Below are 24,419 nucleotides of genomic sequence, written 5' to 3' on the forward strand. Positions count from 1 at the left end.
GATGGAGTGAACAAAATGAATCATTATCAACAGGCAGTTCAGGACTACAAAGATAGCATTGGCGAGTTTCAGCAAATCCAGCCGGAATTTACACGCGTATATAACGATTTTACAGGGGTATGTTTCTCGGACGGAGTGATTAAAGAGAAGGAAAAGCATTTAATTGCGCTCGGGATCAGCCTGGCTTCCCAGGATGAATACTGCATTTTATACCATACGATGGAGGCACTGCATAAGGGAGCTGCCCAGCAGGAAATCTACGAGACGCTCCAGGTTACGGCTGCGCTCCGTGGCGGTTCCGCCTTCTCCCAGGTTACCCTTGTTCGCAACGCGCTGGCTGAGTTTAAAAACCTCGTGCAGTGAATCGCTGGTGTTTTGTCTTCGGCCAAAGGGTGGTACATAAGCATAAGAGGACAAAAAGGAGGCAGGACAGATGAGTGATGATAAGAAAACGTCTGAAGATCTTCAGTGGAACCCCCTTGATACCCCGCAAATTGCCAATTCTGAAGAAGCGCAGAGGCGATTGGGACGCGGGGCCGAAATGCCTGGGGTTTATGAGGCTGACAGGGCGAGGACAGAGGATGGCGAAGAAGAAAAAACGACGGATGAACGATTGCAATCGATTAAGGAAAATATAAATAAAATCAAGCAGGGCATGCAGGAAGAGGTTGAAGAAGCCCGGCATGTGATGGACAACTTCAAAAATGTAAAAGGCAAAGACAACAGCCGATAGGTAAAAAAAGCAGAAGAAATGGGAGCACCGTTTCTTCTGCTTTTTTCATTCCTAGAGGGTTCTTCGCTTCATTTCATATTTGCGGAGGCGGTATTGAAGGCTCTGCCGGCTGATTCCAAGCACTTTTGCCGCTTTGGATACATTTCCAGAGTTTTTCTCAATGACCTTTTGGATGTAGTACCGCTCAAACTCGCCCACCTTCTCTTTTAGCTCTTGCGGTATGAAATTTTCACTGCTGTCAAACGACTGGAACAAAGAGACTGGATTCTCTTCTTCTTTTAATGTAGACTTGCGGCGCAGGTGGAGCGGCAGGTGTGAGTATTCAATGGCTTCCTCACCCATGATCACATTCATCGCACCTTCAATCACGTGCTCAAGTTCCCGCACATTACCGGGCCAGTCGTAGTTCAGGAAGAATTGAAGTACTTCCTCGCTGATTCTCTCCACGTTCATCTGAAACATCCGGTTATATTTCTTAATAAAGTGATTTACGAGTGCAATGATGTCCCGTTTTCTCTCCCGCAGAGGAGGAATAAAGAGGCTGACTACGCCAAGGCGGTAGTATAAGTCTTTACGCAGTCGATTTTCGGCAATCGCATCAATCGGGTCTTCGTTAATGGTCGCGATGATACGTACATCAATGTCGATGTCCTTCGTATCACCGATGCGACGGATTTTTCTTTCCTGAATTGCGCGGAGCAGCTTTGCCTGCAAATTCGGATGCAGGGAGTTAATCTCGTCAAGCAGGAGTGTTCCGCCCTTCGCCTGTTCAAACAGACCGGGGCGCTCAATCGCACCGGTAAAAGCGCCGCGCGCGGTACCAAACAGGATGCTTTCAATCAACGTATCAGGAAGGGCGGCGCAGTTTTGTGAGATGAAAGGAGCGGACGACCGGGCGCTGTCATTGTGAATGCTCTGGGCGAACAATTCTTTTCCTGTTCCTGTCTCCCCGACAATGAGGACAGACGAGGAGGTACGGGTTGCCCGCTTGGCGTTTTCAATAACTTCCTGAACAGCGCTGCTTTCCCCAATGATGCTGCCAAATGTGTAGCGGGTATCGCCTTTCTTTAAAATCGTCTCCCGCATCATGTGCTCTATCTTCGTCACGTCGTTGGCAATTTCGATTGCGCCGATAATGATATCGTTATCTTTAATTGGAAACGTATTGGTAACTGTAGTGATTTCTTTTCCTTTATCATTAAAGTAGGTTTGTTTTACATTTTTTTGTCGATGCTCCGTTTCGCAGTGCCTGGAGAAGGGTGCTGTTCTCATGCTCCGGGAAGGTAAATACATCGATAATGTTTTTTTGCAGAACACGATTTTTATCCATTGATTCAATCTCGGACATTTTCTGGTTATATATGATAGATACTCCGTTTTCGTCTACAACGTGGACGCCTTCATGCATCTGATCAAGCAAAATCTCGTATAATTTCAATAGTTGTCCGGTGTTGTTCGGTGTTTCATGATTATTATTCATAGGATCACCCCTGTACCGATTGTAATGAATTACAGGGGGGTGTGCAAATATTTTTTGCTCTATACATGCAAAAAAATTAAAATGCTAAATTTATTTGCATGTATAAACGAGAAAAAACGTCTAATTATGGTATTTTAAACTTGGCATCAAATTTGCAAGTGCAAAGAGGTATAGCAATGAAGTGCAGAAGAAATTAATCATCAGGGGGAAAGTGACTATGATTCCATACGCTCCAGAACCATTTACAAATTTCAATGATGAAAATAATATGCAAGCAATTAATAGAGCCCTCGAAAAAGTAATGGCTGAAATTGGCCAGGACTACCCGCTCATTATCGGCGGAGAGAAAATCGTTACAGATCAGAAGATTACTTCAATTAACCCTTCAGCAAAGGATGAAGTCATCGGACGCGTTTCCAGTGCAAGCCAGGAATTGGCTGACAAAGCAATGAACGCAGCCTATAATACATTCAAAACATGGTCTCGCGTACCGATGGAGCAGCGTGCCCGCTGCCTGTTTAAAGCGGCAGCCATTCTTCGCCGCCGCAAGCATGAATTCTCGGCATGGCTGATGGTGGAATCCGGAAAAAGCAGAGCAGAAGCAGACGCTGACACAGCGGAAGCCATCGACTTCATGGAGTACTATGCACGCCAGGCAATCGAACTTGCCGACCGCGGAAAACAGGTGCTCGTGTCTCTTCCGGGAGAAGACAATCACTTAGAATACATTCCACTCGGCGTGTCTCTTGTAATCCCGCCATGGAACTTCCCGCTTGCGATTGTAGCAGGAATGACGACAGCCGCGCTCGTTACTGGAAACACAGTCATCCTGAAGCCGGCGCCGCAAACGCCAATTATCGCTTATAAGCTTTATGAATTGCTTACAGAAGCTGGCGTTCCGGCAGGTGTCGTAAACTATCTACCAGGTGAGAATGCAGAAATTGGGGATTACCTCGTTGACCATAAATTAACACGCATTATTAATTTCACGGGCTCCCGCGCTGTAGGATTGCGCATTAACGAAAGGGCTTCGAAAACACAGGATGGACAAATCTGGATGAAGCGCGTCGTTTCCGAAATGGGTGGAAAAGATTGTATCGTCGTAGATAAAGACGCTGATCTTGAATTGGCAGCAGGCGCCATCGTAGCTTCTGCATTCGGTTTCTCCGGACAGAAATGTTCCGCAGCCTCCCGCGTTGCTGTTCACCAGGATGTATATGATGAGGTTGTAAACCGTGTAGCTGAACTTACAAAAGCGCTAACAGTCGGAGATGTACGTGACGCTTCTAACTATACAGGGCCGGTAATCGATGAAAAAGCGTATGAAAAAGTTTTATCCTATATTGAAATCGGTAAAGAAGAAGCAAAGCTTGTAGCTGGCGGAGAGAAAGTAGGAGAGAACGGATATTTCATCCAGCCTACCGTTTTCGCAGATGCGGATCCGAATTCCCGCATTATGCAAGACGAAATTTTCGGACCGGTTGTTGCTATCACTAAGGTTCGTGATTTCGACCATGCTATGGAAGTAGCGAATGGCACAGAATACGGCTTAACAGGATCGGTGTTCACGCGCAACCGCGAACATATCGAACGGGCAAGAGCCCGGTTCCACGTAGGCAACCTGTACTTCAACCGCAAATGCACGGGCGCCCTTGTAGGGGTTCATCCTTTTGGCGGATTTAACATGTCGGGTACAGATTCCAAAGCGGGCGGTCCTGACTACCTGCTGCTGTTCACCCAACCGAAACTATCGTCTGAATTGCTGTAAAACATGAAGAAGAGGGGGATTATGATGAATGGTTCAACATCTGTAAATAAAACGGAAGCGATCATTGAGAAAACAGAAAAGTACGGTGCACACAACTATCATCCGCTGCCAATCGTCATCTCAGAAGCAGAAGGTGTATGGGTAAAGGATCCGGAAGGCAACAAGTATATGGATATGTTGAGCGCATACTCCGCGCTCAACCAGGGCCATAGACACCCGAAAATTATTCAAGCGTTAAAAGACCAGGCGGACAAAGTAACGCTTACTTCCCGCGCGTTCCACAGCGACAAGCTTGGTGTATTTTATGAGAAAGTAGCTGCGCTGACAGGGAAAAACATGATCCTGCCTATGAACACAGGAGCGGAAGCGGTTGAAACCGCAGTTAAAGCTGTAAGACGCTGGGCGTACGACGTGAAGAAGGTTGCGGAAAACCAGGCGGAAATCATTGTTTGCGAAGGGAACTTCCACGGCCGCACAACAACGATTACGTCTTTCTCCTCCGATGAAAGCTACAAGCGCGGATTCGGTCCGTTTACACCTGGGTTTAAAATTATCCCTTACGGTGATTTGGAGGCTCTTAAGCAGGCGATTACGCCAAACACAGCAGCATTCATGATGGAGCCGATCCAGGGTGAAGCCGGGATCCTCATCCCGCCGCAAGGATTCATGAAGGCAGCCGCTGAGCTTTGTAAAGAAAACAACGTATTGTTCATCGCTGATGAAATTCAGACTGGCTTCGGAAGAACAGGTAAGGTTTTTGCATCTGACTGGGAAGACGTGAAGCCTGATATGTACATCATGGGTAAAGCGCTTGGCGGCGGTGTATTCCCAATCTCCGCTGTTGCAGCAAATAAAGAAATCCTTGGCGTATTTGAGCCGGGTTCCCACGGTTCTACCTTCGGTGGAAATCCGCTTGGCTGTGCGGTAGCCATTGCGGCGCTTGACGTCCTCAAAGAAGAAGAACTGGTAAAACGATCTGCGGAATTAGGAGAATATTTCAAGCAAAAGCTGCAGGAAATCAACAACCCTGCGATCCGTGAAGTGCGCGGACGCGGCCTGTTTATCGGGGTGGAATTAACGGAGAAAGCACGCCCGTATTGCGAACAGTTAAAGGAGCTTGGCCTTCTCTGCAAAGAAACGCATGAAACAACGATCCGCTTTGCTCCTCCGCTTGTTATTTCTAAAGAGGATTTAGATTGGGCTATTGAAAAAATCCGCCAGGTATTGCAAAAATAAAAATAGCGTTGTATGCTGGTGATAAAATGATTCATCGTACGCAATAGGTGCCTCGCTTAGAGGAGAATAGGGAAGGAAACACGCGGGCCCGCCACTGTAACCGGGGAGTTGCCGCAGCCACTGGAATACGTTCTGGGAAGGCTGCGGCGCACAATGAAGATCCGGAAGCCAGGAGACCTGCCTATTGTTGCAATCGTTTTGTTTGCGAGGAACAAACGAAACACCGAACCGGATATGGCAAGTCCAGGTCTTATTTGACCTGGGCTTTTTTGTGTTCCTTCCTTACGTACCTGATCATTTTCATAATCATAAAGAAAATGGAGGATAAAAGATGAACTACAGAAGCCCGATGATTGTAAGAATGAGCAAGCAAATTCAGGAACCTGACTATTTTATTATGGAAGAGGTCAGCAAAAAGGTAGACAATCTGACAAAGCCCCCCGGCAGTCTTGGCACTCTTGAAGAAATGGTTATCCGCCTTGCGGGTATCCAGCGCGTACAGGTGCCCTCCGTATCGAAAAGAGCGGTTGTTGTTATGTGCGGAGACCATGGGGTCGTGGAAGAAGGAGTTAGCGCTTTTCCTTCTGAGTTGACAGGGATGATGATGGAGAACTTTGCGCGTGGCGGGGCCGCGATTAACGCATTTTCCCGGCAGGTAAACGCCGGCGTCATCGTTGTTGATATTGGCAGTAAAGCCGAGACACCGGAAGGGATCCGCCCGCTAAAGGTAAAGGCGGGAACGAACAACATGGCTCAAGGTCCGGCAATGAGCCGGGAGGAAGCAATCGCTGCTATTGAGACGGGAATGAAAATTGCCGAAGAACTTGCAACAAACGGATATAAAGCGGTTGCGCTGGGGGATATGGGAATCGGAAACACGACACCGAGTGCCGCTATCACTGCTGCGATTACCGGAGCGCCTGTAGCTGAAATTACGGGAAAAGGAACAGGCATAGACGAAGAAAAACGGCAGGCGAAAGCCCGGATTATCGAACAATCGCTTAAGGTGAACGGGCTGGCTGCTGACTGGCGCGGGCAATTCGATGCCATCGACATTGTGGCAAAAGTAGGAGGCCTGGAAATCGCCGGGCTCGCCGGTGTTATTATAGGCGGTGCGGCGTGCGGGCTGGCAATTGTTATAGATGGGGTCATTGCGGGAGCGGCGGCTCTCATTGCGAGTGAATTGTTTGCTGAATCCCGAAACTACCTGTTTGCTTCCCACCTATCGGAAGAACCGGCTCAAATGGTGGCGCTGAACTATCTGGGGCTTGCTCCGGTGCTGCATCTTCGCATGCGACTCGGCGAAGGTTCGGGAGCGGTCCTCCTGTTTCCACTGCTTGATGCTTCTATTGCTATGCTTTGTGAGATGGCAACCTTCGCTGACATGGGATTGTAAAGCAATCCAAATAATAAAGGGGCTTCCGCTACCAATGGGGAAGCCCCTTTCAGGCTGGTGAGAAACGTCATTTCTTTTTGGTAATATTTTTAGCTATTACCAGACTCTCTTTCTAAAGTAAAATAGTATCATTCAGATAACTACTTTTAATGAGAGTAAATGAAAGAAGGAACTTAGATGAGCGATACACATTATCTTATTAATTTTCACGAAATAGACCCTGCGATGATTCCAAACTACTATGACTATGGATATGTGATTAATAGTATAAAAACGAAAATAGTTCAGGAGTTTGGTTTCGATTTTAAGCTGTACGCTGATGATGAGACATCAAATGAGATTTGGGAAGTACTGGAGGAAGACCTTCAGGCTAATCCAGATAAGGTACGCTTGCTTTCACATATATTCGATGGAATTGAAACCTCCACGATTTCTTCCAATGACAATGACAAAACGTTAGAACTTATCGTTAAACCAAGAATAACAAACGCATTTTATTACTATCCGGACTACCAGGTAGCTTTAGCCAGAACCCCTGTTTTTCAAAGCCACAGTGAAAACATCCATGATTTTATTCTAGCGAAAAATAATGAATGTTTAGTTGAATTTCTTCAGTATATTTTAAGAAGAAAACGAGAGTATATTAGAAACCATGTGACTGTATTTACAGACACTGCGGATGGCGTTGAAAGCAAAAAAGAGAAAATCACTACATTGGTAACACGAGATGAAGTTTTCTTAGAAGAACATTTAAAAAAAGAAATTTACCGTTCAATAGATGAGTTCTTCTCGGAGAGCGGTCAGTTTTTTAAAACATACAACATTCCTTATAAAAGGGGGATTCTCCTTCATGGGAAACCCGGAAATGGGAAAACAACTCTCGTTAAATCAATTGCCAATAGCATCACAGCTCCTGTGGCCTACTGGCAGATTACAGAGTATACATCCAGCTATTCCATCCAGGAAGTTTTCTCATCGGTAGCCAGAATGACACCGATGGTTCTAGTTATCGAAGACATTGATTCCATGCCCGAGGCAGCCCGATCCGTGTTTTTAAACACTCTCGATGGAGCCACTTCAAAAGAAGGAATTTTCTTAATTGGCACTACTAATTATCCTGAAAAGATAGACCCGGCCCTGATTAATCGAGCAGGCCGTTTTGATAGAGCCTATGAGATAAAATTGCCAACCAATGATCTGCGGTTCAGCTATTTACTGGAGAAAAAAATCGATCAATTTATGCCGTTGGAGGATGTAGAAAGGATCGTGAATGCAACGAAAGGTTTTTCATTTGCCCAGCTTAATGAATTATACACTTCGATTGCTTTACAATGGCATTATGAACATGAGGTACATATAGATAAGCTATGTTCAGAACTGCAATCTGCTAACAAAAAACAGATGAAACAAACATGGGACTCGGAACGTGACTTACATCATGTTGGCTTTAGAGTTTAGCCAATAAGACTTTCTATCAATAGATCCCCCAGCTATAGTGAAAAGCTGGGGGATTTTCTTGATGTTAATACAGCCTAATAGAGAGCCTTCCCCAACTTCCTCTAAAAGGTCAATATATTGACTTTTTGAGCAATCTTTTTTATGATAAATATCCAGTTAGTGACTTTTACGAGGTGAACATTCATGGCAGGAATGGATATCAGGGTTCAGGTTGTACTGGATATTTTTCGCGCATCCAATCTTCTCGCAAGAGCAGGCGGAAAAATGGCGGCGCAGGGAGGCCTGGCGAGCGCGCAGCAGTGGCTGATTTTGGGGGATATTGAAAGAAGGGAAGGTATTTCTTTAAAAGAACTGCGGCAAAGTACACTTGTAACAAAGCAAAATATTACAGGCATGGTGGAACGATTGCGGCAGGGTGGGTATATCACTACATATAACGATCCAAATGACAGGCGCGTGACCCGGGTTCGTCTGACAGAAGAAGGAAGGATCGTTTTGCAAATCCTGCGGCCGATTAGCCAGGCAAGCAATGGGGAAACATTCGGTGCCCTTAAACCGGAAGAGCTAAACCAGCTTGCTTCTTTGCTCGAACGGGTAATAGAAAGACTGGAGCAACAAGCAGCACAATTATAACAAAGGAGAAACGGAGAGAATGAAAACAAACAGACGCATTGTTACCATTGCTATGATGGTAGCAACTTTTTTGGCTGCAATCGAAGTCACGATTGTCAGCACAGCCATGCCAAGAATCGTGAGCGATCTCGGGGGCATCAAACTCATTAGCTGGGTGTTTGCCATCTATCTGCTTACTTCGACGGTAACAACACCTATCTACGGAAAGCTCGCGGACTTATTCGGCCGTAAAATTATTTTCACAATCGGCACAATTATATTTCTCATCGGTTCCATGCTGTGCGGGATGGCACAGTCGATGGATCAGCTCATCTGGTTCCGCGCGCTGCAGGGAATTGGCGCCGGTGCCGTGCTCCCGGTTACTTTTACGATCATCGGGGATATTTATTCCTTCGAGGAGCGTGCCAAAATTCAAGGGCTATTCAGCGCAATCTGGGGGATTGCCGGTATTGCTGGCCCTCTCGTCGGCGGGTTCTTTGTCGACGTTATATCGTGGCACTGGATTTTCTATATTAACGTCCCATTTGGTATTATCGCTATGATTATGGTGTGGGTGTCCTTGAAAGAAAACTTTGAGAAGCGGAAAAAGCATATTGATTATGCGGGTGCCGTTACGTTCACAATCGGGACGACCGCTCTGTTATATGCCCTTCTTACCGGGGGGGAGAATTATGCGTGGGATTCAACTATCATTCTCGGTCTTTTTGTCGCAGCGGCTGTGTTCCTGGCCTGGTTTACTTTTATTGAATTAAAATCTCCGGAACCGATGCTTCCGCTCAAATTGTTCAGCATCAGAGAGATTTCTATTTCCAACCTTGCTTCCTTCCTGGCGAGCGCGATTCTTATTGCCATTAACGCGTATTTGCCAATGTGGGTTCAGGGAATATATGGAGCCGGAGCGACAACCGCAGGTCTTACACTTGCGCCGATGTCTATCGGGTGGCCGATTGGTGCCGTTCTAAGCGGAAGAATGCTGATTAAAGGAGGCGCACGTAAGACCTCCCTCATTGGTGTCGTTGCCATCTTTATTGCATCCGTCTGGCTCTCCACGATTACGATGACAACATCCTATCTCGTTCTTGCTGCCATTATGTTCATCGCCGGCCTGGGCTTTGGTTTCTCGATTACAATCTTTACTGTCGTTGTGCAGTCTTCGGTAGACTGGAATTTACGGGGAGCGGCGACAGCTTCGAACTCGTTTGTCAGGACGCTGGGGCAAACGTTCGGGATCGCGATTTTCGGTACGTTGTTTAATAATGCGATTACAACGTACATGTCCGCGCACGCGCAGGAGCCGGGCATATCGAAGGGGGGAGACATGAACCGGCTGCTCAATCCTGAACAGGTAAAAGCGATGCCGGCCCATCTCGTCCAGGTCATGCGTGAAGGGCTTGCTTACGGCCTGCACCATATTTTCATTACCCTCTCTTTTATCGCAGCGGCTACGTTTATCGCAACGCTCTTGCTGCCAAAGCGGAAAGAAGGAGAACAGCCTGCCGGAAAGAGCGTATCGAATGCATAACTAGTTTTTTAGGAAGGAAAGCTATGTATAAAAAAAGCACCCTGAGATTTCAGGGTGTTTCTTTTTGCTCTTCTTCTTCCAGGCCCATAGAGAAACATATAACCGCAAAGGAAAAGAGACTAAATACTGTAATGAATATGAGCAAAAGAAACGGCCTGTCAGCCATAGCGCCCAGCATCGGACCCATAATTCCCGCCATAAAACCGCTGATTCCCCCGCTAATTACCGTTTGGGAATCACCGAGCATCCCAAATAAAACACCAATCAGAACGGCCACAAGTATATTGACGATAGTAATAATGGTATAAGCAGAAGGAAATTGATATGTGAGTGCAATGCCCGTCGCTGTTCCGAGAAGCCCGGTTACTGCCATGGTTATGTTCATTCCAATATGGCAGCCGATAATTTCGCGAAACCTCGTCAGAAAAAGGTAAGAACAGGCACCGGCAATGAGGTTAACTCCCAGCAGCAGCCAAAGAAACCAGGACATAATTTCTCTCCTCCTCTTTCATTTGTGGACAAAAAATAATGCTTTTAACCAGACCTTGCCCCATCACTTTTCTTGTTTTCCATCCATATTATATATATGATGAAACCTCATGAATGGTAAACCGCAAAAATTAAAAGGGAGGGGTAAATGTGATAGAAAAAATAGGAAGTTTTTTAGAGGGCACACATCGTTATATTAGGAGTAAAGCATCCGAAAAAGCCGGTATTCTCTCAAAATGTATGTGTGCCAGGGTAAAAGGAGAAGATACAAGGTGCAGATGCAAAGCAAGAGCCCGCAGAAGATGCAGATGCTAATTGTTTAAATAAAATATAAGCAAAAGAAAGAGCCATTTTATAGTGAATGGCTCTTTCTAATTAACCCTATAAGATATTGAATCTCGGATAACATGGATACGCTTTAAAATGGACGGCGAATTACGGTACAGCGACGAGCACCACGACGAATCAATTCTCGTGCGCGTTGTAAAGAAATGCGTACAAGTACCGCATTGTCTGTGCTATTCTCTACATCAAAAATGGAAAACGCGCGGCCTCTATCGATGAAGATACACTTGAACTCCACCTTAAGACCCGGAGTGGAACGTGGTCTTGTATTTCTAATAGGACATAGTTTTAATCCTCCACGAAGAAGTCGTCTAGCCTGGTCATTTGTAAGCCGAATAATAATAATTGGGTCGATTTCTACACCAGGAGCCTTCGCTTCAATCTCAGCCAATAAGAAAAAGCGTCCCTGATTTCTAATAATACACCTTGATCCGATTTCAACGGTACTTGATGCCATTTTCATGACCTCGTACGACCAACATATGAGAACAAGATAACCAGTGATATAGACAAATGCTTGATGTTATATAAAATAGGCTAAGGTAAAAGTTAATATTAAGAAGAAAATATAAGGAGAGGACCTCTATGTCTTATCGTCTTTTACAAGTGCTTACCGTTATTCTGCCCACCCTGTTAATCGGAGGGTTTGAATATATTCGCCATAAGTTCCTGCTTAATGACCTGTCTATGGAAACAGGAAATATGTATATTACTGTTCTTATGTTTATTCTTTCCTTTTTGTTCTCTTCCTGGGTGTTTCGCATTATCCGCACAACGAATGAGCGGCTGGCCCAGGAACAGGCAAGACGGGCTGTATATGAAGAGAGGGAGAGACTTGCCCGTGAGCTGCATGATGGGATTGCGCAGTCCCTTTTCTTCCTCAATATTAAACTCAAGCAAGGCCAGCTGGAGGATGCCTCCCGTGCGGTTTCAATGATTGATAACCACGTGCGCCAGGCGATTTTCAATCTTCGTTCTTCACCTGAAGAAGGGGATTCACTTCCCTCCCGGCTTACCAAGTGGCTTTCTGAATGGAGTTCATTAACAGGAATCGATGTGGAGGAAGAAATCGAGCTTCCTGCTAAATTGTTCACGCCAAAAGAGGAAGTGCAGATTTTCGCTATTATCCAGGAAGCGTTCGCTAATATCCGAAAGCATTCCGGAGCTTCCCGTGCAACCATTGAATTACAAGGAAAAGAAGACGGGTGGCAATTGAAGATTGCCGACAACGGCTGCGGGATTGATAGCACCGCGATATCTGCAAAAAAATACGGAATTTCGATGATGAAGGAACGAACAAAACAGTTAGGAGCAAGCTTCCACCTCTCTAAGCGGGAGACGTGCGGGACAGAATTAATTGTAACGAAGGAGCGGCAAAAATGAAGCAATATAGCGTCGTTATTGCGGATGACCATCCGCTGGCACGGGAAGGCATCCGAAGCGTATTGGAGGGGGACGAGTCCTTTATCATTGTAGGGGAAGCGGCAGATGGGCAGGAAGCCTTTGAGCTTTGCAGTGAGCTTCAGCCTGATTTGCTTCTTCTCGATATTCATATGCCCAGATTAAACGGACTGGAAGCGGTCCGGAAAATTAGAGGAGCCTATCCTCAAATCCATGTTGTCATGCTAACGGTTTCGGATGATGTAAAAGATCTATTTACCGCCATTCAATTTGGTGCGCAGGGATATTTGCTAAAAAATATGGAGCCGGATGACTGGATAGAGTATCTTCATGCTTTGCTTGGGGATGATACAGAAGTATCACGAGAAATAGCCAGTCGGCTATTATATCGTTTTCGTACGGGGAACATGTCGGATGAACCCGATCCGAATTCTTTGACACCAAGAGAACGCGAAATCCTTTCCTGGGTAGCGACAGGTGAGACGAATAAACAAATTGCCCATCGTCTTGTGATTGCGGAAAATACCGTAAAGAACCATATAAAAAATCTGCTGGAAAAACTTCACCTGGATAATCGTGTGCAACTGGCTGCTTATGCTGTTCGGCATGGTTTGACAGCGGAATAAATGGATACAGATGCTAAGATGACTCGTTCGAGCCATTTCCCTATTGTTATTACACATTTAAAATGTAAGGGTCGACTACCTTTTATATATTTCTTCAAAATAATGGTACAGCTTTGTTCATTACAGTAAAGGGGGAAGAATGAAAGCTTTAAAGAGATACAGAATAGGGTGGTTGAGCTTACTGCTGGTTTTTTGCCTGGGAACGACTCTCGCATCGGCTCATGCCGCCCTTTTACGTACAACACCATCGAACGGCGAGGTTCTAAAAAACAATCCGCATAAAATCGCTTTAGAGTTCAGTGAACCGCTCGAACCTGATTTAATTGGCCTGAAATTGTATGGCTGGAATGGCGAGGAAATTAGGATAAAAGGGCCGAAGCTTACACCGGGTAACGCTTCGCAGATGTACGCGGAAGTCCCTGGATTAAGTGAAGGTACTTATACGGTGGCGTGGAGTGTGGTATCAGAAGATGGACACCCGGTAAAAGGTTCATATTCTTTTTCCGTTGGTAAAATGACCCCAGGAAAAATACCGGCGCCTGGTGAGCATTCCTATAACGGGTTAACAGCACTTCTTATTGTTTTACGTTTTCTGGTTGAAGGTATCATCTTGCTCGGCGGAGGATTGTACTGGCTGGCCTGGTATGCAGCAAAGCGTGGTTTCCCTGCCTTTACGGATATTCTCGGCAAAGTTTGCTATTTCGGATGGGCCATCCTTCTGATTGGTTCGATAACCGAGTGGTTTGTTTATTCTGCTACCCTTCCGGGAGACAGCCTGCTTTCCTCTCTTCTTGCAGGAAGGTGGGAACTGATCGGGCAATCTTCCTTTGCTATGATGCTGCTCGTTCAGTTTGTGCTGCTGTTTCTTCTTGTCATTCCCGGCATGGTGGAGGGCTGGTATCTTTTTGTATGGACTCTTTTAATAAGCGCTTTCGCTTTGGGGGGACATGTGTGGGGAACTGAACCCGTATGGGCGGCTATAATGCTTCGCGTTCTGCATTTGCTTGCCATTTCAATCTGGCTCGGGGGATTGACGTACCTGGTGCTTCTGCTTAAGTGGGAGAAGAGAAGCGGTCGGGAAATAAACCGTGCCGCATTTCATTCCTTTTTTGTGCGAATGGCCCTGATTGCGGCCTGTGGGACTGCTGTTACGGGAGCAGGCATGGCAACAGTACAAACCGGCTGGTCGTTATTTGTACTGAATGAAGGAAGGACCTGGGGTGTTCTGCTGCTCCTAAAAGTCATTTTATTTTGTATGATGCTGGCGTTTGCTTTGAAGCAAACCTTGCACTGGGCAAAAGACGGGCATTCTTTATTAAGGGATAAGCTTAAATGGGAGTGGCTCATAGGGATTGTCATTATACTGGCCGGTGTATGGATGAGCCAGATTTCATATCCTCATGCCATAGATAACACAATAAATAACACGATACAAATTCTACAGGGGGGAACAAAAAAATGAAGATAAAAAAATGGATAGGCGCACTTACTCTAACGGGGGCGTTGCTGGCTTTTGCAGGCAGTGCCAGTGCACATGTCACCGTCTCGCCGAAAGAAGCAACTGCAGGCGGGTACGAGAAGTATACCGTACGCGTGCCGGTAGAGAAAGATAGCAATACAACAAAGGTAAGGGTAGAGTTTCCGCCAGGAGTAAAAGTAAGCACAGTCATGCCCGTACCAGGGTGGAAGTACGAATTCGAGAAAGATACAGAGGGCCGTTTTAAGGCACTCACCTGGACGACGACCGCTGAAGGCATTAAGCCCCACGAATTTATGGAGTTCTCCTTCAGTGGGAAAAACCCGGATCAGCCCGGCAAACTGGCGTGGAAAGCTTATCAAACGTATGCAGATAACTCGGTTGTAGAGTGGACAGGAGCAGAAGGCTCAGACAAACCAGCTTCGGTAACCACGTTGAAAGAAAAATCAAACCCAGGAGACAACCAGCATGGAGAAAAGCCGGGAGCGGCTGTAGAACCGGGAAACGAAAAGGCGGCAGCACCGGCAGCACCGGCGGCAGAAACGAAACAAGCATCAAGTAACACATTGCCGCTTATTTTATCAGGGCTTGCCCTCTTGTTATCTATCATTAGTCTTTTTCGTAAAAGAGCATCCAAATAATCAGGCAAGGAACAAAATATGAAATGAACGGGAAGGTATTGGCGTGAGGTAATCCAATACCTTTTTTTCTATTGTTAAAAATACCCTTCTGTGCTATAAAGTAATAATAATTTTCTGCCGCAATTTTTTGTTGATATACATAAATGGTAACGGGAAAAGGGAGTGAGAGAGTGAAAGCAATTATGCTGCAGGGAACCTCATCGGACGTTGGGAAAAGCGTACTCTGTACCGCACTATGCCGTATATTTTATGAGGATGGCTGGAAGGTAGCCCCCTTTAAATCGCAGAACATGGCGTTGAATTCCTATATTACAAAAGCGGGGGAAGAAATCGGGCGGGCACAGGGCGTGCAGGCGGAAGCGTGCCGGGTTGAAGCGACAGCCGATATGAATCCAATTTTGCTGAAGCCAAAAAAAGACATGGTGGCAGAAGTCATTGTGAGGGGAAAACATTACGCCGATATGGAGGCGAGTGCATATCGCAATGATTATGTACCAACCGCGCTTCCGATTTTGCGGGAGTCGCTGGAGCGGCTGGCCGAGGAATACGAGATCCTCGTCATGGAAGGGGCCGGCAGTCCGGCCGAAATCAACCTGAAGGATCGGGATATCGCCAATATGAGAGCGGCGCAGCTTGCAGATGCGCCTGTCCTCCTCGTGGCGGACATTGACCGGGGCGGCGTCTTCGCTTCCCTTGTCGGAACGCTGGCGCTGCTTGATGAGGAAGAGCGTGCCCGTGTGAAAGGATTTATTATTAATAAGTTTCGCGGTAAGTTTTCGATTCTGAAGCCAGGTCTTGACTGGCTGGAAGAGCACACGGGAATTCCGGTGCTCGGTGTGATTCCGTACGCGGATACAGGGATTGAGGCGGAGGATTCGCTTGCTCTATCCTCGCTCCAGCTAAAGAAACAGGATGAACAGCCGGATTCACTGCAGGTGCACGTGATTCGGCTGCCGCGTATCTCGAATTTTACAGATGCCGACCCATTGTATGATGAGCCGGGGCTGAATGTGCGGCTCGTCGCTTCGGCCGCCGAGTGGAAAAACCCCGACATTATCATTATCCCGGGTACGAAAAACACAATCGATGATTTAGAGTGGCTGGAGCAGACGGGTCTTGCAGCGCTGATTCAGGAATCCGCCCGGCGGGGAGCATACGTAGCAGGCATATGCGGAGGGTATCAAATGCTTGGCCAAACGCTTCACGACCCCGATAAAGTGGAATCGGACCGGGAAGAGAGCCGCGGGCTTGGCCTGCTGGCGATACATACGGCGTTTCAGGAAGGAAAGAGAACGATACGTGTGGCAGGAAAAGCAAGCGGTGCGGATTTTGCGAAAAACGAAGCGGTATCCGGCTATGAAATTCATCTGGGAAGAACGGAGAGAGAAGAAGGGGCCCTCCCGCTTCTTACGCTGGAGGACGGCCATACGGACGGAACGATTTCGCACGATGCGAAAGTATGGGGAACGTACCTGCACGGTATTTTTCATAACCGTTCTTTCACACGCGGGTGGTTAAACCAAATCCGCAGTGAGCGGGGCTTGCCGCTGCTCTCCATACAGGTGGAAAGTGAGTCGGCGCGCAGGGAAGCGAGCTATGCGGCCCTGGCTTCCCTTGTTAGAGAACACCTTGACATGGATAGAATGTATGAGATTGTTGGACTGGGCAAAAAGCAGGAAACGCATCGGTAGCTGAACTTTTTATATAGACGCGCACCCTGTTTTGAATTATGATTAAATAGATAAAAGTAAAATAACTTACAACAGCAGTGAAATGCGTTACGCATTTTTCAGGGAAGAACGGTGTAAATCCGTCGCGGTCCCGCCACTGTAAGAGACGAGCTGTTCACATCTGCCACTGGACAATCCGGGAAGGCGTGGAGAGCGTTTGAGTCTTGAGCCAGGACATCTGCCTGCTGTTACGAAAGACCATCCTACGCGGATATAGGACAGGTGTGCGGCTGTTTTTTACTGTGAAAGACCGGGATTCCCGTTCAAACATAGGAAAAGGACATCTCCTGCCTCCGGGTAGGGATGTCCTTTTTTCATTTTGGCCATTGTCTTGCGAGGAACAGGGAATGAGCAGCACATGGATAATTGCGTCGCACACAACCGGTTCAGGTTGCCGTAACGCTTATTATACGTGAGGGCGCTCTTTTCCGAAAAAGAGTGCCCTTTTTTAAATAGGGAAAAGGAGGAAAAAGATGGGGATTGAGTGGATTTCTTTTTCACTGTTTGCTGTTTTGATTGGCTTTCGCCATGGAATGGATTCCGATCATATCGCGGCGATTGTCGATATGGTCGGTACGGACGACAAGAACAAGAAAACGTGGAAGGCGGGCATTATGTATGGAATCGGGCACGGTGCCATCGTGTTTCTGATGGGCCTGCTGGCCATTTCCTTAGGCAAGCACCTCCCTGCATCTATAGCAGCAACCATGGAAACCCTTGTCGGCCTTTCCCTGCTTGTACTTGGGGCGGTTATGCTGGCGAGCATGCTTCGCAGACCGAAGGAGTACGTGTATGAAAGCCGCTGGGCTCTTGTGTTTCGCCTCATTTCACGCTGGTACAACCGGGTGGTCCACAAGAAAACAGAAGAAATGAGAATTACGGGAATTGGGATTGCCGGTGCTTTTATTATCGGCATCGTCCACGGTATTGGAGCGGAAACACCTACCCAGGTCATGATGCTTTCTCACAGCAGCGGAAGCGGAAATGTGGCGCTTGCTGTTATTCAATTACTGTTGTTTGTCAGCGGGCTTCTGTGTGCAACGTTTCTCGTAACCCTGTGCGCCAACTGGGGATTTATGCGGGCGAGGATGAGCCGCTCCTTTTATATTGTGCTTGGCAGCATAACGGCGCTCTATAGTATACTGCTTGGTTTTTCGATACTTACAGGATTTTAAAAAATAATGAGGTGAAAGCATGGCAGCACACAAAGGAAAAATTCTAGTCATCGGGTTCGGTCCCGGAAGCTTTGAACACATTACACAGCGGGCGCGGGAAGCCATCCAGGAAAGTGAAGTGGTCCTCGGTTATACGACGTATGTGGATTTAATCCGCGGGCTGTTAAGAGAAGGCCAGCAGGTGATTCAGGCTGGAATGACGGAAGAGGTCGGGCGTGCCCAGGAAGCCGTACGCCAGGCGGAACAGGGAAAGGTTGTCGGCGTCATCTCAAGCGGCGATGCGGGCGTATACGGCATGGCCGGCCTTGTATACGAGGTTTTGATGGAGCAGGGCTGGACGGAGAAGGACGGTATCTCCGTTGAAATCGTTCCGGGGATTTCTGCGATTAACTCCTGCGCTTCCCTGCTCGGTGCTCCGGTTATGCATGACGCCTGTACGATCAGCCTGAGTGATCATCTAACCCCGTGGGAGTTAATTGCCAGGCGGGTGGAAGCGGCAGGCCAGGCGGATTTTGTCATTGCCCTGTACAATCCAAAGAGCGGACGCCGTACCCGGCAAATTGAGGAAACACAAAGGATTCTGCTGCAATACCGTTCACCTGATACACCGGTAGGCCTGGTCAAAAGCGCATACCGTGACAGACAATCTGTTGTGATTACGGATCTGGCCCATATGCTGGAGCACGACATTGGCATGCTGACGACTGTGATTATCGGAAACAACTCAACAAGGCTGTATGACGGCAAGATGATTACACCGCGCGGCTACCAGCGTAAGTATACACTGGGCGCTGAAAAACAGGCGCTGGCGCCGCACCAGCGCCTTCGCGAAGAAAATGAGCCGTGGGCTCTGCATTCGGTCACGAACGAAGGTGCAGAACAACCCGTTTCTTCCCGTACTCTCGCAGAAGAAGCGCTTGGAAAACTCGGCATTGGAGTGGCGGTGAAGCCGCAGCCGATTTCACAGACGACTTTTAAACAGGAATCGATTTTTGAGTTTGCCGTCTCTCCAGGGGTGGCGAATAAGAAGCTGAACGCTTCTCAGATGCTCATTCTCGCCGAAGTCATCGGTGAGAAAGGAACGATAGAATACACGCCGCACCACCAGATTAACGTGAGCATCCCAACGAGTGAACCGGAGACGATTACACAAAAACTCCGGGAAGCAGGCTTGCTTGTTCTTCCTGTCGGCGACGTAATCAGCATTAAAGCGTGTGACTTTTGTGACGGGGAAAAAGTGGACGCGATCCCGTACGCAGAGAAGATTCAGGAAACGCTTGGCGGCCTGGCGGTGCCGAAGGAATTAAGAATCGGTATAAATGGCTGTGGGATGTCCTGTTACGGTGCGGTAACGGACGACATCGGATTAATTTATCGCAAAGGAAAATTTGATTTGTTCCTCGGTGCCAAGACAACGGGCCGCAATGCGCATGTCGCCCAGCCGGTAGCGGAGGGCATTGAACCGGAAGAAATTGTCGGACTGTTAGAGAAAATTATGCGAAAGTTTAAAGAAGAAGGACACCCGAATGAAAGGTTCCACAAGTTTTTTAAGCGCGTGAAAGAAATCGAAGGGTTCAGGCACCAGGACGCCCCGGTGCTGGTGGCGGTAGAAGCGGTATGCGGAGACTAGAAAAGCAGAAAAGGAGAGGGATGGAATGAAAGCAATCTTGTTTGTCGGACACGGCAGTAAAGACCCGCGGGGAAATGAGGAAATTCTCGCGTTCGTTGAGGGAATAAAGGATGAATTAGCCGTTCCTATTATTGAGACATGTTTCCTGGAATTTGCCAGCCCGGACATCGCCAGCGGAATTGATGCATGCATAAACAGAGGGGCAATGCACGTTATTCTCATCCCGATGATGCTCTTCCCGGCGGGGCATTCGAAAATCCACATTCCGGCGGCGATGGACAGTGCGAGAAAGCAGTATCCAGGTGTGGTATTTACATATGGAAGGCCCATCGGCATCCATGACGAAGTGTTTTCAATCCTGGAAACACGCCTGAATGAGGCCGGATTGAATACGAAGGATGAGTCGAATAAGACAGCCGTTCTCATCGCGGGACGCGGCAGCAGCGATGCGGATGCCAACAGCGATGTATATAAACTTTCCCGTATGCTGTGGGAACGCCTGAATGTGCGCTGGGTGGAAACGTGCTTTATCGGAGTGACCGACCCTTCGGTAGAGGAAGGAATTGAGCGATGCATTGCGCTTGGAGCAGAAAAAGTCATCATCATCCCTTATTTGCTCTTTACCGGAATTCTGATGAGCCGGATGGAAGAAAAGCTGGCGGCCTTCCGCACCAGCTACCCGGACCGTGAATTTGTCATGACAGAGTATTTTGGCTTCCATCCGGCGCTGCGCACGATTTTTCTCGACCGAGCAGCCGAGGCTTTGAATGATGAAGTGAAAATGAACTGTGATACGTGCCAGTACCGATTGTTTGCTGTGGAACATCTGCATCTTGAACACCACCACCATGATCACGATGACCACCATCATCATCACGGGCATGACCACGATCATGACCACGATCATGACCACGATCACCATCATCACGAGCATGTGGAAAAGGAGACGGTGTAGTGATGATTCTCGTTCTAGCCGGCACAAGTGACGCAAGGGAATTGGCATTGTCGATCCAGGCGGCGGAGTACGGGCTTCTTACAACGGTAGTGACGGACAGCGCAGCAAAAAGCATGCAGGAAGCAGGGCTCCCTGTCCGTGTAGGAAGAATGGACGCTGAAGAAATCAGCCAACTCATTTCTGAACAACATTTTACAGCCGTCGTAGACGCGAGCCACCCGTTTGCCGAAGAAGCTTCGCGCAATGCGCTCGAAGGAGCGAAGCGGGCAAATGTCCCGTACATCCGCTATGAGCGGGCATCCGTTCAGGAATCGGCCCACCCGCTCGTTACGACGGTGGACGACTATGCGGAAGCCGCTGAAGCGGCGGCACAGCACAAAGGAACTGTCATGCTGACGACTGGAAGCAAAACGCTTCAGGTTTTTACCGAGCGCCTGCTTGGCCTGCCTGATATACGGCTTGTGGCCCGGATGCTCCCGCGCAGGGACAATATGGAAAAGTGTGAGCAGCTTGGTGTCGAGCAGAAAAACATTGTCGCCATGCAGGGGCCTTTCTCCAAAGAGATGAACACCGCGCTCTACAAACAGTTTGACGTCACCCTTATGATTACGAAAGAAAGCGGAAAAGTCGGGTCGGTAGACGAGAAGCTAGAGGCGGCGATCGAGCTCGGCATTCCGACCCTTATGATTGCCAGACCGAAAGTGGAATATGGGGCTGTATTTTCTGATTTTGCGAACGTCGTCCAGGCACTGCACGAAAAAATAGGGGAGGGAAAAGTAAATGAACTTTCACACTGATTTTAAGCCGTTAACGGTTCAACCACAGGAGATTGAAGGGAAAAGCTTTGAAATCATTACAGAGGAACTCGGACCGCATCCTTTTACCGAAGAGCAGTACCCCGTTGTGCAGCGGGTCATTCACGCTTCAGCTGACTTTGACCTGGGACGGAGCCTTGTCTTCCACCCTGATGCCATTGAGGCAGGGATTCGCGCGATTCGAGAGGGTTGCAAAGTAGTAGCAGACGTGCAGATGGTGCAGGTCGGCATCAGCAAGCCCCGCATTGAAAAATTTGGGGGAAGCGTTCACGTCTACATCTCCGATCCGGACGTTATGGAAGAAGCGAAACGCTTAAATACAACGCGTGCGATTATCGCCACCCGAAAAGCAGTGAAAGAAGCAGATGGCGGCATTTTTGCCATCGGGAACGCGCCGACAGCGCTGCTTGAATTGATTCGTCTCGTTAAAGAAGGGCAGGCAAAGCCTGGCCTTGTCATTGGTGTGCCGGTTGGTTTTGTATCGGCGGCTGAATCGAAAGAAGAGCTCGCCAAGCTTGATATTCCGTTCATTACGAATATCGGCCGCAAAGGTGGAAGCCCTGTCGCTGTCGCCGCACTCAACGCTATCTCGATTATGGCTGAGAAGCGGGGATAACGATGGAGAAAGACCCGAAGCAGATGCGGCACGGGTACACAACCGGCTCAAACGCTACGGCGGCGACGAAAGCAGCTCTTCTATCTTTAATCCGGGAAGAGGAAGTGAAAGAAGTAGAAATCACGCTGCCCACCCGGGACAATGTCCGATTTACTATGGAAGAGGTTCAGTTTGACGGGGAAAGCGTGTCCGCCCACATTATTAAAGACGCAGGGGATGACCCGGACGCCACACATAAAGCGCTTATTGTATCCACGGTTAGCTGGAAGGATGAACCCGGAGTTGAGATTGACGGGGGCATTGGCGTTGGCCGTGTAACGAAGCCCGGGCTTCCCGTTCCGGTCGGCGAGGCCGCGATTAATCCGGTACCGCGTAAAATGATAGATGAAACAGCACGCTCCGTCCTGCACGAGTACGACATCGAAAAGGGAGTAAAGGTCATTATTTCGGTACCGGACGGGGAAGAAATTGCGAAGAAAACTCTGAACGCACGCCTCGGCATTATCGGGGGGATTTCGATTCTCGGAACGAGAGGGATCGTTGTTCCTTTTTCTACATCCGCCTATAAGGCGAGTATTGTGCAGGCGATTAAGGTGGCGGTGGAGTGCGGATGTGATCACCTGATTATTACGACGGGCGGACGAAGTGAGAACTTCGCCATGCAGCTGTACGAAGGCTACCCGGAGGAAGCGTTTATCGAAATGGGCGATTTCGTCGGCTTCACGCTGAAAATATGCAAAAACCACGGGATAAAGCGGATTACCCTTGTCGGGATGATGGGTAAATTCTCCAAGGTAGCGCAGGGTGTTATGATGGTCCACTCGAAAAGCGCTCCGATCGATTTCGGCTTTCTGGCGGCTGTGGCGAAAGAGGCGGGAGTTCCCGCACCTCTCCTCTCTGAAATAAGGGAGGCAAATACAGCCGCCCAGGTCGGAGATATGATGCATCAAAATGGATACTCTTCATTTTTTGAAAAGCTATGCCAGCATGTTTGTAACTCTAGTGTGCGTCAGGTCGGAGGAGGCGTTGATATCGAAACCGTCATCATTACGATGAAAAGTGAAATGCTGGGAAGGGAGAGAGTGGATTGCAGAGAACGATTAGAGTCATAGGGATCGGCGACAATGGAAAAGACAGCCTGCTCCCTCTATATAGGAAGTGGATTGAGGAAAGCGACCTGCTTGTAGGAGGGGAAAGACACCTCGGTTTCTTTCCTGATTATGAGGGGGAAACGCTGGCGATTAAAGGCGGCCTATCGGCTGTTGTGCAGCAAATCGAACAGACAGACAAAGACACGGTTGTGCTTGCGTCGGGAGACCCCCTGTTTTACGGAGTCGGCTCCTACCTGGCTAAAAAGCTCCCGGTTGAAATTTACCCGGGCATCAGCTCGATTCAGCAGGCGTTTGCCCTTATGAAGGAAAACTGGCACGACTGCGCATTTCTAAGTGTACACGGCCGCAGCATGAAAGGGCTTGTCCAGAAAGTCGACGGCATGGATAAAGTGTGCCTGCTGACAGATGAGGAGAACAATCCGGCGTCGATTGCCCGCTACCTGCTTTCCTTTGGTGTCAATGAATATAAAGCATTCATAGCTGAAAACCTCGGAGGAGCCGGCGAGAGAACGTCCTGGCTTTCCATCGAAGAAATGGCGGAACGAGAGTTTTCTCCCTTAAACCTTGTCATATTAAAGCGCACAGATGAATCTCCGTCCTGGCCGCTCGGCATACCTGATGAACAATTCGCGCAGCGAAAACCGGATAAGGGATTAATTACGAAAAAAGAAATCAGGGTGCTCAGCCTGGCAGCCCTGCAGCTGAAGCCGGACAGCACGGTGTGGGACATCGGGACATGCACCGGCTCCATGGCGATCGAAGCTGCACGGATTTGCCGCCAGGGCGCCGTTTTGCGATCGAAAAAAATGAGGCGGACCTGGAAAACTGCCGCGAGAATATGCGGCGCTTCCGCACCGACTTTATCGCCATTCATGGGAAAGCACCGGCAGGCCTGGAAGCGTTCGACGATCCGGATGCCGTGTTCATCGGCGGCAGTGGCGGTGAAATGAAAGATCTGCTCCACCTATGCTGCAGCCGGTTGAAAGCAGGAGGACGCATCGTGCTGAATGCAGCGACGATTGAAACGCTGTATGAGGCCATGCAGGCATTTGCGGCGGAAGGTTTTGTGACATCGGTTACGCTGGCACAAATCTCGCGCAGCAAACCTATTTTACATATGAACCGATTTGAAGGATTGAATCCTATTTATATCATAACGGCAAACCGTGAGGGGGAGTAAA

At 48.2% G+C, this 24,419-nt stretch carries 21 protein-coding genes, 2 pseudogenes and 2 riboswitches; of the genes and pseudogenes, 20 read left to right on the forward strand and 3 right to left on the reverse strand.

Annotation, left to right across the window (positions count from 1 at the left end; translation table 11 throughout):
* Positions 1-15 precede the first annotated feature (15 nt).
* Together MBEAL2_RS00600 and MBEAL2_RS00605 are read left to right on the forward strand one after the other, a co-directional pair.
* Complete coding sequence (locus MBEAL2_RS00600; RefSeq protein WP_047150393.1) at positions 16-363, forward strand: carboxymuconolactone decarboxylase family protein; 348 nt, start codon at positions 16-18, stop codon at positions 361-363.
* A 70-nt stretch (positions 364-433) separates the two neighbouring features.
* Complete coding sequence (locus tag MBEAL2_RS00605) at positions 434-733, forward strand: hypothetical protein (protein ID WP_047150394.1); 300 nt, start codon at positions 434-436, stop codon at positions 731-733.
* A 51-nt stretch (positions 734-784) separates the two neighbouring features.
* Here the strand turns inward: MBEAL2_RS00605 and MBEAL2_RS00610 are convergent.
* Positions 785-2,213, reverse strand: a pseudogene (locus tag MBEAL2_RS00610) (sigma-54 interaction domain-containing protein).
* Positions 2,214-2,430: 217 nt separating this feature from the next.
* On the opposite strand from MBEAL2_RS00610, the gene pruA reads away from it, so the two are divergent.
* The 6 genes from pruA (at position 2,431) to MBEAL2_RS00640 (ending at position 10,226) form a co-directional block, all read left to right on the forward strand.
* Positions 2,431-3,981, forward strand: coding sequence for an L-glutamate gamma-semialdehyde dehydrogenase (gene pruA, locus MBEAL2_RS00615; protein WP_047150395.1), 1,551 nt, complete (start codon positions 2,431-2,433; stop codon positions 3,979-3,981).
* 24 nt (positions 3,982-4,005) lie between these two features.
* Entirely contained in the window at positions 4,006-5,217 is a 1,212-nt protein-coding gene (locus MBEAL2_RS00620; RefSeq protein ID WP_047150396.1) for an ornithine--oxo-acid transaminase, read from the forward strand.
* A gap of 28 nt (positions 5,218-5,245) precedes the next feature.
* Positions 5,246-5,416, forward strand: a riboswitch (cobalamin riboswitch).
* A 132-nt stretch (positions 5,417-5,548) separates the two neighbouring features.
* The gene (gene cobT / locus MBEAL2_RS00625; RefSeq protein WP_047150397.1) at positions 5,549-6,613 is read left to right on the forward strand and encodes a nicotinate-nucleotide--dimethylbenzimidazole phosphoribosyltransferase; all 1,065 of its coding nucleotides are present in this window, start codon (positions 5,549-5,551) and stop codon (positions 6,611-6,613) included.
* A gap of 177 nt (positions 6,614-6,790) precedes the next feature.
* Entirely contained in the window at positions 6,791-8,071 is a 1,281-nt protein-coding gene (locus tag MBEAL2_RS00630) for an ATP-binding protein (RefSeq protein WP_052947336.1), read from the forward strand.
* A gap of 183 nt (positions 8,072-8,254) precedes the next feature.
* A complete protein-coding gene (locus MBEAL2_RS00635) occupies positions 8,255-8,704 on the forward strand; it encodes a MarR family winged helix-turn-helix transcriptional regulator (protein ID WP_047150398.1) in 450 nt (149 codons plus the stop codon).
* A 19-nt stretch (positions 8,705-8,723) separates the two neighbouring features.
* On the forward strand, positions 8,724-10,226 hold the full coding sequence (locus MBEAL2_RS00640; RefSeq protein ID WP_047150399.1) for an MDR family MFS transporter: 1,503 nt from the start codon (positions 8,724-8,726) through the stop codon (positions 10,224-10,226).
* A 49-nt stretch (positions 10,227-10,275) separates the two neighbouring features.
* On the opposite strand, the gene MBEAL2_RS00645 is transcribed toward MBEAL2_RS00640, so the two are convergent.
* On the reverse strand, positions 10,276-10,716 hold the full coding sequence (locus MBEAL2_RS00645; protein ID WP_047150400.1) for a hypothetical protein: 441 nt from the start codon (positions 10,714-10,716) through the stop codon (positions 10,276-10,278).
* A gap of 417 nt (positions 10,717-11,133) precedes the next feature.
* Positions 11,134-11,517 (reverse strand): hypothetical protein, encoded by a 384-nt coding sequence (locus MBEAL2_RS29910; protein ID WP_082129675.1) that lies wholly within the window; start codon positions 11,515-11,517, stop codon positions 11,134-11,136.
* Positions 11,518-11,645: 128 nt separating this feature from the next.
* Here MBEAL2_RS29910 and MBEAL2_RS00650 point away from each other — a divergent pair, with 128 nt between their 5' ends.
* The 12 genes and pseudogenes from MBEAL2_RS00650 to cbiE all read left to right on the forward strand — a co-directional run bounded on the left by MBEAL2_RS00650 (position 11,646) and on the right by cbiE (position 24,418).
* Positions 11,646-12,443, forward strand: a complete 798-nt coding sequence (locus MBEAL2_RS00650) for a sensor histidine kinase (RefSeq protein ID WP_047150401.1) — start codon at positions 11,646-11,648, stop codon at positions 12,441-12,443.
* Positions 12,440-13,087, forward strand: coding sequence for a response regulator (locus MBEAL2_RS00655; protein WP_047150402.1), 648 nt, complete (start codon positions 12,440-12,442; stop codon positions 13,085-13,087). The genes MBEAL2_RS00650 and MBEAL2_RS00655 overlap by 4 nt, the downstream gene beginning before the upstream one ends.
* A gap of 139 nt (positions 13,088-13,226) precedes the next feature.
* Positions 13,227-14,549, forward strand: a complete 1,323-nt coding sequence (locus tag MBEAL2_RS00660) for a copper resistance CopC/CopD family protein (RefSeq protein ID WP_047150403.1) — start codon at positions 13,227-13,229, stop codon at positions 14,547-14,549.
* Complete coding sequence (locus tag MBEAL2_RS00665) at positions 14,546-15,205, forward strand: YcnI family copper-binding membrane protein (protein WP_047150404.1); 660 nt, start codon at positions 14,546-14,548, stop codon at positions 15,203-15,205. The genes MBEAL2_RS00660 and MBEAL2_RS00665 overlap by 4 nt, the downstream gene beginning before the upstream one ends.
* Positions 15,206-15,348: 143 nt before the next feature.
* Positions 15,349-16,896 (forward strand): cobyric acid synthase, encoded by a 1,548-nt coding sequence (locus MBEAL2_RS00670; protein ID WP_082129676.1) that lies wholly within the window; start codon positions 15,349-15,351, stop codon positions 16,894-16,896.
* A 59-nt stretch (positions 16,897-16,955) separates the two neighbouring features.
* Positions 16,956-17,135, forward strand: a riboswitch (cobalamin riboswitch).
* A 273-nt stretch (positions 17,136-17,408) separates the two neighbouring features.
* A complete protein-coding gene (locus MBEAL2_RS00675) occupies positions 17,409-18,110 on the forward strand; it encodes a HoxN/HupN/NixA family nickel/cobalt transporter (RefSeq protein ID WP_047150406.1) in 702 nt (233 codons plus the stop codon).
* 19 nt (positions 18,111-18,129) lie between these two features.
* Entirely contained in the window at positions 18,130-19,740 is a 1,611-nt protein-coding gene (gene cobJ, locus MBEAL2_RS00680) for a precorrin-3B C(17)-methyltransferase (RefSeq protein WP_047150407.1), read from the forward strand.
* Between the two features lie 25 nt (positions 19,741-19,765).
* Positions 19,766-20,695, forward strand: a complete 930-nt coding sequence (locus tag MBEAL2_RS00685) for a sirohydrochlorin chelatase (protein WP_047150408.1) — start codon at positions 19,766-19,768, stop codon at positions 20,693-20,695.
* 2 nt (positions 20,696-20,697) lie between these two features.
* Entirely contained in the window at positions 20,698-21,492 is a 795-nt protein-coding gene (cobK, locus tag MBEAL2_RS00690) for a precorrin-6A reductase (RefSeq protein WP_047150409.1), read from the forward strand.
* Positions 21,476-22,126 carry a precorrin-8X methylmutase gene (locus MBEAL2_RS00695; protein ID WP_047150410.1) on the forward strand — a complete coding sequence of 217 codons (651 nt, stop codon included), beginning with the start codon at positions 21,476-21,478 and terminating at the stop codon, positions 22,124-22,126. The genes cobK and MBEAL2_RS00695 overlap by 17 nt, the downstream gene beginning before the upstream one ends.
* Positions 22,127-22,128: 2 nt before the next feature.
* Positions 22,129-23,238, forward strand: coding sequence for a cobalt-precorrin-5B (C(1))-methyltransferase (locus MBEAL2_RS00700; RefSeq protein ID WP_047150411.1), 1,110 nt, complete (start codon positions 22,129-22,131; stop codon positions 23,236-23,238).
* Positions 23,214-24,418, forward strand: a pseudogene (gene cbiE, locus MBEAL2_RS00705) (precorrin-6y C5,15-methyltransferase (decarboxylating) subunit CbiE). The gene MBEAL2_RS00700 and the pseudogene cbiE overlap by 25 nt, the downstream one beginning before the upstream one ends.
* The last annotated feature ends 1 nt before the right edge of the window (position 24,419 follow it).

The sequence above is a fragment of the Aneurinibacillus tyrosinisolvens genome, assembly GCF_001015055.1.
GTDB classification, from domain to species: domain Bacteria; phylum Bacillota; class Bacilli; order Aneurinibacillales; family Aneurinibacillaceae; genus Aneurinibacillus_A; species Aneurinibacillus_A tyrosinisolvens.